Annotated in this window: 13 protein-coding genes; 7 read left to right on the top strand and 6 right to left on the bottom strand. The window is 62.5% G+C overall.

Annotated features, from left to right (window positions below; all coding sequences use genetic code 11):
• The first annotated feature begins 495 nt into the window (after positions 1 to 495).
• Both aroQ and FB481_RS22525 read left to right on the top strand, forming a co-directional pair.
• Positions 496 to 936: a type II 3-dehydroquinate dehydratase gene (aroQ, locus tag FB481_RS22530; RefSeq protein ID WP_147177960.1), complete on the top strand. Its 441-nt coding sequence runs from the start codon at positions 496 to 498 to the stop codon at positions 934 to 936.
• Between the two features lie 7 nt (positions 937 to 943).
• A complete protein-coding gene (locus FB481_RS22525) occupies positions 944 to 1,798 on the top strand; it encodes a shikimate dehydrogenase (protein WP_147177958.1) in 855 nt (284 codons plus the stop codon).
• Positions 1,799 to 1,851: 53 nt separating this feature from the next.
• On the opposite strand, the gene FB481_RS22520 is transcribed toward FB481_RS22525, so the two are convergent.
• Positions 1,852 to 2,535: a TetR/AcrR family transcriptional regulator gene (locus FB481_RS22520; RefSeq protein ID WP_177345400.1), complete on the bottom strand. Its 684-nt coding sequence runs from the start codon at positions 2,533 to 2,535 to the stop codon at positions 1,852 to 1,854.
• Between the two features lie 71 nt (positions 2,536 to 2,606).
• Positions 2,607 to 4,514, bottom strand: a complete 1,908-nt coding sequence (gene quiC / locus FB481_RS22515) for a 3-dehydroshikimate dehydratase QuiC (RefSeq protein WP_147177956.1) — start codon at positions 4,512 to 4,514, stop codon at positions 2,607 to 2,609.
• A 577-nt stretch (positions 4,515 to 5,091) separates the two neighbouring features.
• Here quiC and FB481_RS22510 point away from each other — a divergent pair.
• Positions 5,092 to 6,468: an MFS transporter gene (locus tag FB481_RS22510; RefSeq protein ID WP_093507681.1), complete on the top strand. Its 1,377-nt coding sequence runs from the start codon at positions 5,092 to 5,094 to the stop codon at positions 6,466 to 6,468.
• A gap of 64 nt (positions 6,469 to 6,532) precedes the next feature.
• Here FB481_RS22510 and FB481_RS22505 read toward each other — a convergent pair whose 3' ends face one another.
• From FB481_RS22505 to FB481_RS22490, 4 genes are all read right to left on the bottom strand, one after another.
• On the bottom strand, positions 6,533 to 7,414 hold the full coding sequence (locus FB481_RS22505) for a DMT family transporter (protein WP_147177954.1): 882 nt from the start codon (positions 7,412 to 7,414) through the stop codon (positions 6,533 to 6,535).
• Positions 7,415 to 7,498: 84 nt separating this feature from the next.
• Positions 7,499 to 8,320: a sugar phosphate isomerase/epimerase gene (locus FB481_RS22500; RefSeq protein ID WP_147177952.1), complete on the bottom strand. Its 822-nt coding sequence runs from the start codon at positions 8,318 to 8,320 to the stop codon at positions 7,499 to 7,501.
• 40 nt (positions 8,321 to 8,360) lie between these two features.
• Complete coding sequence (locus tag FB481_RS22495) at positions 8,361 to 9,407, bottom strand: Gfo/Idh/MocA family protein (protein WP_147177950.1); 1,047 nt, start codon at positions 9,405 to 9,407, stop codon at positions 8,361 to 8,363.
• Between the two features lie 121 nt (positions 9,408 to 9,528).
• Complete coding sequence (locus FB481_RS22490; protein ID WP_147177948.1) at positions 9,529 to 10,302, bottom strand: IclR family transcriptional regulator; 774 nt, start codon at positions 10,300 to 10,302, stop codon at positions 9,529 to 9,531.
• A 314-nt stretch (positions 10,303 to 10,616) separates the two neighbouring features.
• Between FB481_RS22490 and FB481_RS22485 the strand changes: the two genes are divergently transcribed.
• From FB481_RS22485 to FB481_RS22470, 4 genes are all read left to right on the top strand, one after another.
• Positions 10,617 to 10,802: a hypothetical protein gene (locus FB481_RS22485; RefSeq protein ID WP_147177946.1), complete on the top strand. Its 186-nt coding sequence runs from the start codon at positions 10,617 to 10,619 to the stop codon at positions 10,800 to 10,802.
• 45 nt (positions 10,803 to 10,847) lie between these two features.
• Positions 10,848 to 11,315 (top strand): tripartite tricarboxylate transporter TctB family protein, encoded by a 468-nt coding sequence (locus tag FB481_RS22480; protein ID WP_075935114.1) that lies wholly within the window; start codon positions 10,848 to 10,850, stop codon positions 11,313 to 11,315.
• 12 nt (positions 11,316 to 11,327) lie between these two features.
• Positions 11,328 to 12,842, top strand: coding sequence for a tripartite tricarboxylate transporter permease (locus FB481_RS22475; protein ID WP_147177944.1), 1,515 nt, complete (start codon positions 11,328 to 11,330; stop codon positions 12,840 to 12,842).
• Positions 12,843 to 12,904: 62 nt separating this feature from the next.
• Entirely contained in the window at positions 12,905 to 13,906 is a 1,002-nt protein-coding gene (locus tag FB481_RS22470; RefSeq protein WP_093507671.1) for a tripartite tricarboxylate transporter substrate binding protein, read from the top strand.
• The last annotated feature ends 72 nt before the right edge of the window (positions 13,907 to 13,978 follow it).

Here is a 13,978-nt window from a genome sequence, read left to right as displayed (position 1 = left end):
GCATCTTACAGCACCCTCATTTGCTGTCAAGCTGTTTTTGAAGAATTTTTTCTTTCTTCTCAACACCTTGCAGCGCCCGACCAGACCATCTTCTCTCCAGCGGGAGGCGCATTCTACAGCTTTAGAAACCGCTGTCAACACCCTCTTTTACCGCCTTCGATCAACCTGACCGAACCATCAACAGAACCACTCAAACCGCCCTGTCGATGCCGGCGCATTCTACTCGAATTCGCCGTCCGTGCAACCCTTATTTTCGTCTAACTCGTTGATCTACAAAGAGTTTTTAGATCAGGCTGCACCGGAAGTGGTGCGCATTATAGGCCCCTCGAAACTCAGGTCAAGGGGTTATTTCACTTTCTTGCGAAATCGGCCGTAGCGCGATAATCGAACGCTTTGGCTGCTTTATATAGATAGCTGGATTGACCTAATTAACCAGTTAGTACATTTTTACTGAAGCCGCCTCAGGCTGATTCCACAATAACAACAGGAAGCACCATGGCTCCCATCATTCTGATCCTCAACGGCCCGAACCTGAATATGCTCGGCACCCGTGAGCCGGCCACCTACGGCCACGAAACCCTGGCCGATATCTCCAGGTTTTGCGCGAACACCGCTGAAGCCCTTGGCCTGACCACCGAATTCCGCCAGACCAACCATGAAGCCGAGCTGATCGACTGGATTCACAAGGCACGCGGCCGCTGCGCGGGCATCGTGATCAACCCGGCGGCCTGGACGCATACGTCCGTCGCCATTCGCGATGCGCTGGTTGCCTGCGAGCTACCGGTCATAGAAGTGCACCTCTCCAACGTTCACAAGCGGGAGACCTTCCGCCATCACTCCTTCGTTTCCCCTGTCGCGCTTGGCGTGATCTGTGGTTTGGGCAGCGGCGGCTATCGCGCTGCACTCCAGCACTTCAGCCACCTGGTCAAGGAATAAGGCCGTCATGACTTCCAGCAAAAGCATTCTCGCCGGCCTCATCGGTGCCGGCATCCAAGCGTCCCGTACCCCAGCCATGCACGAGCATGAAGGCGATGCCCAGGGGATTCGCTACCTATATAGGCTGATCGACCTGGACCAGTTGAAGCTCGGCATCAGCGCCCTCCCCGATCTGCTCAGCGCCGCCGAGCGCATGAGCTTTACCGGGCTCAACATCACCTTTCCCTGCAAACAGGCGATCATTCCGCTGCTCGATGAACTCTCCGACGAAGCAAGGGGCATCGGCGCGGTCAACACGGTCGTGTTCAAGGGTGGCAAACGCATCGGCCACAACACCGACTGCCTTGGTTTTTCCGAAGGGTTCAAACGTGGCCTGGGCGACGTCGCTCGCCGGCGCGTGGTGCAAATGGGCGCTGGAGGTGCCGGCGCCGCGGTCGCTCATGCCCTGTTGAGCGAGGGAGTCGAACAGTTGAGCATCTTCGACGTCGAGCCAGAACGCGCCCAGGCCCTGGCAAGCAACCTCAACGAGCACTTCGGCTCGCCACATGCCCAGGCCGGCGGCGACCTGAGCTCAGCGATGGCCGCCGCCGACGGTCTGGTCAACACCACACCGATGGGCATGGCCAAACTGCCCGGCATGCCGGTACCCAAGACGCTGCTGCGCCAAGAGCTATGGGTTGCGGAGATCGTCTACTTCCCGTTGGAAACCGAACTGCTGCGCGAAGCACGTGCCATCGGTTGCCGAACCCTGGACGGCGGCAACATGGCGGTCTTTCAAGCCGTGAAGGCATTCGAGCTGTTCAGCGATGCCCAGGCCGATGCCCAGCGCATGCTCGATCATTTCCATAGCATGAACGGTTGATGCCACCGGGCCGACTCGGCGATGAGTCGGCCCAAGCTCGCTGGCTGATACGCTCAGCGCGTGATATAGCGCAGTACCGCTTCGCAGATCATCGTCTTGTGGCGTTGCTTGACCTGCTCGTCCGGCAGGTCGATCTGGAAGATCTCCCCGAAGGTATGCCGGTTCGAGACGCGGTAGAAGCAGAATGAACTGATCAGCATGTGTACGTCCAGGGTATCGAGCCCCTCGCGAAACAGCCCTTCCTTCTCGCCACGCTTGAGGGTTTCGCCCAGCGTCAGCAGCACCACGTTGCTCATCCGGCGGATTTCCGGTGACTGCTTGACGTACTCGCCGTAATGAATGTTCTCGATGCTGACGATGCGCACGAAATCCGAGTTGCGATCATGGTGGTCGAAGGTGAACTCCACCAGGCGGCGAATGGCGTCGGGTGCTGGCAGCTCGTCGAGGTGCAGACGGCGCTCGGTACTGCGGATATCGCCGTACAACTTCGAGAGCACTTCGAGATAAAGCTGCTCCTTGCTGCCGAAGTAGTAATAGATCATGCGCTTGGACGTTGCCGTGCGCTCGGCGATGGCATCGACCCGGGCACCCGAGAGCCCCTGGCGGACGAATTCGGTGATGGCGGCCTGTAGGATATTCTCCCGGGTTTTCTCCGGATTGTTCTTGCGTGGCTTGCGCGGCGCTGCGGCCTGCTCGTGGCTCGCAGGCTCGAGGGTAGCGGTCATGGAATCACTCATCATGGCGTTCTTGTTATCACTGCAAACGAAAAGCGGATGCGACCTCTGGCCCGCATCCGCCTGAGTACAGCTTACAGCTTCGCCTGCCGCGTCACACCACTGCGCGCCTTGGCCATGGCAGCCAGACGCACCGCAACGTTGGCGGCACCATAGCCGACGTAGCCATTCTTGCGCTGAATGATCTCGAAGAAGAAGCGCTCCTCGAACGCCTCGGTGTATACGTGGAACAGCTCACCGCCCTGGGCATCGCGGTCGTAGAGCACGTTGTAATAGGCCAGTTCGCTGAGGAACTCGTCGTCGAAATCGAAGCGCGCGGCGAGGTCGTCATAGTAGTTGAGCGGGATGTCCAAAAGCGGCACACCCGCCTCCTTGGCCCGCTCGACTTCCTTGAAGATGTCCTCGCAGGAAAACGCGATGTGATGCACGCCGGAACCCCGGTAGCTGGACAGCGCATGGGCGATGGCGGTATTGCGGTTCTCCGAAATGTTCAGTGGCAGGCGCACCGAGCTGCAGCGGCTGCGCAGCGCCCGACTCTTCACCAGGCCATAGGGATCGGGCAGCACCACTTCGTCGTCGGCCTCGAAGTCCAGCAGGCTCTTGTAGAACAGCACCCAGCTGTCGAGGCTGTCCGCCGGCAGCGCCAGCGCCATGTGGTCGATACGCTGCAGGCTACCGGTCGGAGCCGCAGCGGGGTCCAGCTTGAAGTCGCTGTCGTAGATGGTCTGCCCTGCTTCGGCCTGGTCGACCAGGTAGATGAGGCTGCCATCGGGCGCGCGCATCGCCGGAATCTCGCGCTCGTTCGGCCCGACCAGGCCGCGATAGGGGTGGCCACGGTAATCGAGGGCGCGCTGCAATGCCGTCGTACCGTCCTTGACCTTCAGTGCGGTGGCGCACAACGACGGGCCGTGGGCCTCGAAGAAACCGTGGGCGAACGAATAGGGTTCGGCATTGAGCACGATGTTGATGTCGCCCTGACGCAGCAGGCTGACGTCCTTGGAGCGATGCTCGCCTGCCTTGGCGAAACCCAGGCGCTGCAACCAGCCCGACAGCTTGGCGCCGGCGGCCTCGTCGACGGCGAACTCGAGGAACTCGACGCCGTGATAGCGACTGGCTGGCGGTGTGTCGAACAGCAGATCGAGGTTCGTCGCCTTGGCATCGGTCGCCAGCAGTTGCCGGGTCTTCTCTTCCAGATAAAGAAGTGAGCGCAGCCCGTCGACCGCATTGGCGCGTGGCGGCGCGGCGCGGAAGCCATCGTTGAAGATTTCCAGCGACAGCGGGCCGGTGTAGCCGGTGCGGATGATCGGCGCCAGAAAGCCTGGCAGGTCGAACTCGCCCTGCCCCGGGAAGCAACGGAAGTGGCGGCTCCATTCCAGCACGTCCATGGCCAGAATCGGCGCATCGGCCATCTGCACGAAAAAGATCTTGTCGCCAGGGATCTCGGCGATGGCTGCCGGGTCACCCTTGAGCGACAAGGTGTGGAAGCTGTCGAGAATCACCCCGACCGCGGCATGATCGGCCTGGCGAACCAGGTTCCAGACCTGCTGGTAAGTATTGACGTGGCGGCCCCAGGCCAGTGCCTCGTAACCGATACGCAGGCCCCGTGCGCCGGCGCGCTCGCCCAGCAGACGCAGGTCGTCGACGAGAATCTCTTCATCACCGAGCGAGTCGGCAGCCACGTTGCTGCATACCAGCACCAGATCGGTGCCAAGCTCCTGCATCAGGTCGAACTTGCGCTCCGCACGGTCCAGGTTGCGTTGCAGCCGGTCGCGGCGGCAGCCTTCGAAATCACGAAACGGCTGAAACAGGGTGATGGCGATGCCCAGATCGGCGCACATCTTGCGCACGTCGCGCGGGCTGCCCGCGTAGTACAGCAGGTCGTTCTCGAAGATTTCCACGCCGTCGAAGCCGGCAGCGGCGATGGCTTCGAGTTTCTCGGGCAGGGTGCCGCTCAGCGAGACGGTGGCGATCGAGCGATGCATACTTCAGCTCCTTGTAGATAACGATCTCTACGGATCGTGTAATGACCTGGGCCCGGCACCAGAAGCGTAGCCGACGAGGCGTTCGAGCCTGGGGTTTACCAGGCCGTTCAATCCCCTTATGCCATTTCTTGAGGCCTGCAGCGATTATTCGTGCGCTCGCGGGAAGCGGCAATTCAAAGTGTACGAACTAGTTAGTATTTCGTGCGATTATCGAACACTAGGCCGTTTATCGAATTGACGCTATTTCACGACTTGCAACACCATGTTTCCCACTGCAGTGACGGAAACCCTTCCGCCGCGACCAGCAAACAACCCGGCTCCATCCATAACAATTTCAATAAGAGTACGCCCATGCTCACTTCCCAGCCCCTGCATACCCGCATACCATTCGCACGCTTTTTGGCACCCACCCGGCCAACTGCGTCTGCGCACGTCCAACCCTGACTCGCGACACTCCGCTCGATAATCCTGAAAGCGGGTCGACCGGTGCCATCCACAAGGCCGGTCCCCACACGCTGTGGCCAAGCCGCACCCAGTTGCCGCTTCGCTCGGCGCTCTAATAACAACGGAGACCATGATGGCTAAGCCCTCAACTTCACAAGCCAAGAAAGCCACTGCCAGCGGCTGGGTCGGTTCAGCGCTGGAGTACTACGATTTCTTCATCTACGCCCAGGCCGCGGCGCTGATCTTCCCGCAGATCTTCTTTCCCAACACCGATCCGAAGATGGCCATCGTCGCCTCGCTGGCAACCTACGGCGTCGGCTACCTGGCGCGCCCGGTAGGTGCATTCGTGCTCGGCCATTGGGGCGACACCCGTGGTCGCAAGAACGTGCTGCTGCTATGCATGTTCCTGATGGGCATCTCCACAATGGCCGTCGGCCTGCTGCCGACCTACCACGATATCGGTCTGCTGGCTCCGGCCATGCTGGTCGTGCTGCGCCTGATCCAGGGCTTCGCGGTAGCCGGTGAGATCTCCGGCGCCAGCTCGATGATTCTCGAGCATGCGCCCTTCGGACGAAGAGGCTTCTACGCCAGCTTCACGCTGCAAGGCGTGCAGGCCGGCCAGGTGCTCGCCGCTGCGGTGTTCCTGCCGCTCGCCTACTTCATGCCGAGCGAGGCGTTCAACGACTGGGGCTGGCGGATCCCGTTCCTGCTCAGTGCCTTCGTACTGCTGGCGGGTTTCATCATCCGTCGCGAGGTTCACGAAACGCCGGCCTTCGTCAACGAAGAGAACAAGCAGAAGATCGCCAAGTCGCCGATCTCCGAAGCATTCAGCACCAGCTGGCGGACCATGTTCCTGGTCATGGTGATGGCGCTGATGAACGTGATTCCGGTGGTGGCGACCATCTTCGGTGGCGCTTATGCCGTGCAACCGGCCTACGGGATCGGCTTCGACAAGAGCGTCTATCTGTGGATTCCGGTGGTGGGCAACATAGTCGCGGTGCTGGTGATTCCCTTCGTGGGCAACCTCTCCGACAAGATCGGCCGCCGCCCGACCATGATCACCGGCGCGCTGGGCTCTGGCCTGCTGGCGTTCGGTTATCTGTATGCGATCAGCATCAGCAACGTGCCGCTGGCGTTCATCATGTCGCTGCTGATGTGGGGCGTGGTCTACCAGGGCTACAACGCGGTGTTCCCGAGCTTCTACCCTGAGCTGTTCCAGACCCGCTACCGCGTGTCGGCCATGGCCATCGCCCAGAACATCGGCACCATGCTCACCGCCATGCTGCCTGCGCTGTTCGCCCTGGTCGCACCGCCCGGCTCGGACAACATTCCATGGCTGATCGGCGGCCTGGCATTCGGCATCACCTGCCTGTGCGCCCTCGCCGCCTTCATCGCACCGGAAACCTACCGCGTTCCGATGAGCGAACTGGGTAAACCCGGCGCCAAGCCGATGGACAAGGCCGAGTACGACGCCGCTCGCCAGAACAGCGTGAACGAAGCCAGCCACTAACCAGGCAGACGTAAAAAAGAGAAGGCCCTTAACGGGCCTTCTTGTATTTCCGGGAGCTGAAATTTCAGCGCTTTCTGCGTTGCTGATAAGCCGCCGCCAGCCCGCTAAGACAGATGATGGCGATACCCACCTTGGCACTCGCCTCGGGGTCGTGACCAAAGATGATCAGCCCCAGCAGGCCGGCGAAGACGATCTGGCAGTAACCGAACGGCGCCAGCAGCGCCGGCGCGGCGTGGCGGAAGGCCTTGGTCAGCAGCAGGTGAGCGAACATGCCGCACGCACCGAGCGCCAGCATCAGCGGCAAGTGATGCCACTGCGGCAGTTGCCAGAAGAACGGCACCAGGCAGCTCATCAGCAAGGTATTGAGCAGGCCGGTGAAGAAGTTGCTGGTGGTCGGCGTGTCGTACTGGCTGAGCAGACGCGTGAGTATCTGGTATGCCGCGAAGCAGCTGGCCGAACAGAGCGGCAGCAGTACGGCCGGGGTGAACAGGTCGCCACCCGGGTGCACGATGATCAGTACGCCCACGAAGCCCACCAGCACCGCGGCCCATTGCCCCCGGCTGACACGCTCCTTGAGCAGCGGCACCGACAACGCGGTAACCAGCAGCGGCGCCAGGAAGTTGACCGCCGTTGCCTCGGCCAGTGGGATGTACAAGAGGCCGGTGGTGAAGAACAGGCTGCAGCCCAGCAGGCAGATCGCCCGCAGCGCCTGCAACCCCGGCCGTTTGCTGCGCAGCACGCGCAACCCCGAGTGCGGCAGGAAGATGCCGGCCATCAGCAGCGTGTGCACCACATAGCGCGCCCACACCACCATGATCACCGGATAGATGCCGGAAAGGTACTTGGACAGCGCGTCGTGGCTGGCGAACAGAAAGGTCGCCAGCACCACCAGGGCGATGCCCTTCAAGGGATGATTGACGCCTGACAGCGAACTCGGGGTGCTCATGGGAATTCTCGTGATCCAGACGTCATTATCGGTAGCAAACTAACTATATGTGCGGTCTGCCGCCATTGCGGATTTCAGTATGGGCTATGCCGAAAGGTCGAGACGTTTCAACAGCGCCAGAGCCTTGTCGATGGCCATCTGCGCCCGCTGCGTCGGATCCTCCACCTGCCGGGTGGGGATTTCCAGACTCAACGGAACATTGGCCGGTAGACAGCGCAACAGCCCCGACAAGTCACAATCACCGTCACCGGGAAAGCGCCGCTCGTTACGCGCCTGGCGCAGAATCTCCGCCATGTCGTGCGGCCGCGGCCCGGCCACGTCGCACAGTTGGGCATAACCCAGCCATGATGGTTCCACCTGCTGCAACTCGTCGAGGCGTGACCCCGAGCGATTGAAATGAAAGGCGTCGACCAGCACGCCGCCGTTGTCGCGGCCGGCCTGGCGCACGATACGCACTGCCTGCGAGAGATCGGCAACGTTGGTCCAGGGCATGAATTCCAGATGGGGCCGCAAACCGTACGCCCTGGCGCGGTCGCACAATTCGCTGAAATTGTCGGTCAGCCGCGCTTCATCCGGGTCGTTGCCGGCGACCAGCACCTCACGCGCACCGAACTCGGCGCCAACCTCCAGCACCGTCTCGAAATCGCTGCAGCGTGTATGGGGTTTGAGCCGCAGGATCTCGACGTCGAGTACGCCGATGCCGGTGTCGCGCAGCCGCCTGAGCGTCTGCCGGCGCAGATCCGCGTCGGCCACCAGCGCGAAGTGATGTTCCTCCTCGGTGGCGGGAATCAGCCGCAGGCCGACGTGGCTGTAGCCCGTTCGGGCTGCCACCTCGACCATCTGCGGGGGCGCGAGCTCGAGGACGGTCAGGCTGGCCAGGGACATCGGACGTTCGTGGGTGTGCATCGATCTCTCTCCGGGCCGAGGCCCATGAATGGACGTTGGCTCAGACGGATTCGGGTACGGTGGCGCAGCCCTGCTCGGCGGCGCGGCAGATGGCGTCATACAGCGCCAGGGTGCGCCCGGCATCGGCTGCACTGACCAGCGGCAGTGCTTCACCCCGCGCAACCTCGATGAAGTGCCTGAGCTGCAACAGCAATGCGGGAGCAGCCTCGTACGATTGCTCCGCGCTCTGCAAGGGCTCGTGCCAGCCAGCGCCTGGCGAAGCGTACGACCAGTAACGCAGCTGCGGGATGCTCAGCGAACCTGCGGTGCCGGCCAGCAGGTAGCACGGCTGATCGGGCTGCCGTGGATACACCGGGTTTTCCCCGGCGCTGAGCTCCCAGCTCCAGGGAGCCGCCGCCGCGTCTGAGCCGGTCAGGCTACCCAGCGCACCATTGGCGAAGCGCAGGATGATCGCCGCGCCGTCCTCGTTGGCGAAGCCGCGCACGGCGTTGCTGGTGAGGGCCTGAACCTGGTCCACCTCGCCACACAGGTAGCGCAGCAGATCCAGATCATGGATCAGGTTGGTCAGCAGCATCCCCGCGCCGGGCTCGCGCCGCCAAGGCACGTCGTAATAGCTGTCCGGCTTCTGCAGTTGCCAGAGCGCCGTCACCGTGGTGAGTCGCCCCAGGACGCCCTGCAGCATCAACTCCCGCGCCTTGCCGATCAGCGGATTGTGGCGGCGGTGGTGACCCACGAGCACCGGCACGCCGCTGCGCTGCACGGCAGCCACCAGTTCGCGCACTTCCTGCAGGTTGACACCGACCGGCTTTTCGAGCAATGCCGGCAGGCCGGCCTCGATACAGCGCAACGCAGTGGGCACATGGGCCGCATTGGGATTGGCGATGATCACCGCCTGGGCCAAGTGGCTGTCGAGCAGGCCCTGTAGTTCATCGAAACACGGTACCCCGTGGTCGGCGGCCAGCTGCCGGGCCTGCTCGGTAGGATCGACGATCGCGCAAAGAGTGGCGTGCGGCAGCTCGCGCAGATAGCTGAGGTGTTGCCGGCCCATGATGCCGGCGCCGATCAGGGCGATTCGCAAAGGGTTCAAGACATGAGTCCTTTTCTGATTGTTATAGGCGCAGCGCGCTCGACAACAATCTAGAACTCAGTTCCACATTTAATCAACTCCGGATGGAGCGCTCGGCCGTTAATCGAACGTTATCGGCCACTCACACGAACAGGTCGGAAGCCTGGCTCGCTGACGACAGCTCGGCAGCCGCTTCCAGCAGCAAGGGTGCAAGCTGTTCCATGCGTTCGCCGGGCATGCGCGCGCTGGGGCCGGCGATGCTCAGCACGCCAATCACGCCACCTCGCTGCGGGTGGCTGACCACCGCAGCCAGCGCGCAGGTACCCAGGGAGGAAGTTTCCATCACGGTCGCATAGCCGCGCTCGCGGGCACGCTGCAGATAAGCGAGCAACGCCTCATCGTCATGGGGCGCGTTGGGGCCGAACTCGCTGTCGTCGGGAATGTGCTGGCGCGCCACCAGCGCCAGTGCGTCGGCGTCCGCCAGGTTGGCCAGCCAGGCATGGCCGGAGGCGGTGTAGCGCAGCGGCGCGTCACGGCCCATGTCGGGGTCATAGCGCAGGCCCGAGCGCGCGCCCTGGGATTTGGCGATCCAGGTCTGTCGCTCGCCTTCGATCACCCCCAGGCGCACCAGTTCGCCACTTTGCCGGGCCAGGCGATCGAGGATCGGCTGCACGATGTCGGCGCCGCTGGCCGACAGGTAGCGAAAACCCAGGGCGACCAGCTTGGTCGAGAGCCGATAGCGGCTGGTATCGGCGTCCTGGCGCACGTAACCCAGGCGCACCAGCTCGGCGAGCATGCGATGCGTGGCGCTTTTGGGAATCTGCAGCTGCTCGGCCAGCGTCTGCATCGGCACATCACCGGAACCCGCCAGGCTCTCCAGAAGATTCAGTGCCCGTTCTATCTGGCTGCCAGCCATGGTCATGCCCTCGAATAATTTGCCGCGATTCTAAAGACCCAGCGGTGCCGGCGGAACCGCCACATTCTGAAATCATCGCAGCCACCGTCGGGATCGCTGCGGGTTGGCTGCGCCCGAACATGAGGCCATAATCCAGACCGGCTATTTGTACTAACTGGTTCGTTCTTGTTCGGTTATCGAACAGGAACCGATTTGGTGAATTGAAATAGCCCGCATCACCACACAGTATTCCCAGCACTTGCGTGAGACATGCAGGTTTTGCCAGCGCCACTCACGAAAAAATGCCTTACCTATAAATATAAGAAGGTCACGCCATGCCACAGCTCAACACTGTGTTCACCCGCGCCCGGCAGATCAGCCTGAGCGCCATTCGCTCCCTGGCCAATACGCACAGCGATGCCGCCTCGTCCTTCGCGCCGGCGGCCCTCGACATGCTCACTTTCCAGACGCCCCAGCGCTCTACCCACGCGCCGATTCGCCAACCCGGCACACGCGCCTGAGCGGTTTTCCAACGCGGGCAGCACGGCTGCATCTTGGAGTGAGTCATGAGTACATCGAAAAAAGTACCGGTGGGTGAGCGCACCTTCTGCATCCTGCTGGTGGTCTTCAGCCTGTTCGTTCTCTATCAGGCCTATCTGATTTCCGGGTTCTCCTCGATCAGTTCGCCCGGCGCCTTCCCCCTGGGGGCCGGTGCCGTGCTGCTGATCGCCGCCGTGCGAGTGCTCTGGGAATTACGCGGCAAGCCGACTCACGGCGAGAGCTGGGCGGCCTCGGCCAAGCGTTTCAGCCACGAGCACTTCCCACGCCACATCGTAGTCTTCACCCTGCTCTCGGTGGCCTACCTGGCCGTCATTCAATGGGCGAGCTTCTACGTCAGCACCTTCGCCTTCCTGATGCTCTCCATCGTCTACCTGCGGCGCGGCAAGGTGCTTTCAGCCCTGGTGGCCAGCGGCATCTCGGTGCTGGCCATCTACCTCCTGTTCACCCTGGCGTTCAGCGTCTACCTGCCCTGAGACGAGACTTCCATGAGCGATACCTTTTCCTACCTGCTGATGGCCTGGATGGACCCCAACCTGCTGATGCTGACGGCGCTCGGCACCTTCGCCGGCATCTACATCGGTGCCATTCCCGGCCTCTCGGTGACGATGGCGGTGTCCATCCTCGTCTCGTTCACCTTCTCCTGGGACGTCAACGACGCCCTGGCGCTGATCGTCGGCATCTTCATCGGCGGCGTATACGGTGGCGCGCGCAGCGCCATCCTGCTGAACATCCCCGGCGGCCCTTCTTCGGTGGCCACCTCGTTCGACGGTTACCCGCTGGCCAAGCGTGGCGAGGCCGGTCGCGCCATCGGCCTGAGCACGGTGATGTCGGTGATCGGCGGGCTGGTCGGTACAGGGGTACTGGCTTTGGCGGCACCGATACTCGGCGACTTGGCGCTGCAGTTCGCGCCCCGCGACTACTTCCTGATCGCCGCCATCGGCCTGATGCTGGTCGGCAGCCTTGCCGAGGGCAGCCTGGCAAAGGGCATCTTCGCTGTCGCCCTGGGCGCGATCATCGGCATGGTCGGCATGGACCCGGTCACCGCCGAAGGGCGCTTCACCATGGGCCAGATGGAGCTGATGGGCGGCATTCACTACGTGGTGGTGATGATCGGCCTGTTCGGCGTCGCCGAAGCGCTCTTCCAGCTGCACAACCTCAGTACCCAGGCGGTCAAGCAGAAGGTCGACAAGATCATTCCGTCGGTGGCGATGGTGCTCAAGTTCCTGCCGCTGTCGCTGCGTACCTCGATCATCGGCGTGCTGGTCGGCGTGCTGCCTGGCGTCGGTGGCGAGATCGCCGCTCTGCTCGCCTACGACCATGCCAAGCGCACGGTCAAGAACCCGACCAGCCCGTTCGGTGAAGGCGCCTACGAAGGCCTGGTGGCACCAGAAACCGCCAACAGCGCTGCCGTCGGCAGCGCCTACGTGCCGATGCTGACGCTCGGCATGCCGGGCGACGCGGTCACCGCGGTGATCATCGGCGCGCTGGTCATCCACGGCCTCAACCCCGGCCCGATGCTGATGGTCGAGAACCCGCACATCTTCTGGTTCACCGTCGGCAATCTGGCGCTGGCCAACATCTTCCTGCTGATCTTCGGGCTGATGGGTATCAAGCTGTTCGCCAAGGTCGTCGAGCTGCCCAAGGCCGTGCTGATTCCGCTGATCCTGGTGCTCTGCACCGTCGGCTCCTACTCGCTGAACAGCAGCATGACCGAGGTGTACTGGATGCTTGGTTTCGGCCTGCTCGGCTATTTCCTCAAAGCGTTCGGCTTTCAGATGGGGCCGATCATCCTTGGCGTAATCCTCGGCCCGCTGATGGACAGCTCCTACCGCCAGGCCATGGCCTCGGTCGGCGACAACCCGGTCGAGCTGCTCGGCGAGCTGGTCAGCAGCCCGCTGTCGCTGATTCTCACCAGCGCCCTGGTGCTGGTGCTACTGAGCAACACGCCGCTGTTCGGCTGGCTCAAACGCAAGCGCAAGGCCGCTTCGGTTCAACCTTGATACACCGCGTCACGCATGCCCGGAAACGGATATATAAAAACAACCAATGGAGAGTCTCCAACATGCTCAAGCAACTACTTACCGGCGTCGCATTTTCCCTTAGTGCACTGACGCTCGCCCTGCCCGCCCATGCCGAATACCCGGAACGCAGCATCCAGGCAGTAATTCCCTGGGGTGCCGGCGGTGCCACCGATAACGTGATGCGCAGCCTGGCGCCCTACGTCGAGAAGGAACTGGGCACCAAGCTGATCCTCAACAACCGCCCCGGCGGCACCGCCGTGATCGGCAGCAGCTACGTGATGCAGCAGAAACCCAACGGCTACACCCTGCTGCTCGGCGCCGAAAACCCGCAGCTGTATCCGGTGCTCGGCCTGGCCAAGTTCGACTACAGCGATTTCTACCCGGTCAACATCATTGGCCAGAACGTTGTGGTGATCGCCACCAACGCCGACAGCCCGTTCAACTCCATGGCCGAGCTGCTGGCCGCCGCCAAGGAAAAGCCGGACACCTTGCGCATGGGCTCCACCGGCGCTGGCGGCCTGCCGAGCACCGTCCACGCCATGGTCAACGCCGTCGGCGAGCTGAAGGTGCGTGAAGTAACCTTTGGCGGCGACGGCCCGGGCATCACCGCGCTGATGGGCAAGCACATCGACTTCATGCCGCTGAGCCTGGCAGCCGCCCAGGAACTGGTGCGCTCCGGCAAGCTCAAGGCGCTGGCCGTGCTGGCCGCCGAGGAAGTGCCGGAGCTGCCGGGCGTCGAACCGATCACCAAGGCCCTTCCGGACATCGGCGAATACCTACCATGGGGCCCGTTCTGGGGCGCGTTCGTGCACAAGGACACCCCGGACGACATCAAGCAGAAGCTGGTCGAGGCCTACTCCAAGGCCGTGGCCAATGAAGAGTTCCAGGGCTTCCTGAAGAACTACGGCGCCCAGAGCCTGAACCTCAATGGCGCCGAAGCCGAGCAATTCCTCAAGCGCTGGCAGTCGGTCACCGCCTGGTCGATGTACAAGGCCAAGGCCATCGAGATCTCACCGGACAGCGTTGGTATCGAGCAACCCTGATAACCGGGCTGGGCAGGCAAACTGCCCAGCCTGTGCTGTAGCGGAGCGCCCAGTCGGGCCAACTCCATCAAT

The organism is Pseudomonas sp. AG1028, from assembly GCF_007993955.1.
GTDB classification, from domain to species: Bacteria; Pseudomonadota; Gammaproteobacteria; order Pseudomonadales; family Pseudomonadaceae; genus Aquipseudomonas; species Aquipseudomonas straminea.
The sequence above is the reverse complement of the archived record's forward strand: the minus strand, read 5'-3'. Positions and strand labels throughout refer to the sequence as shown.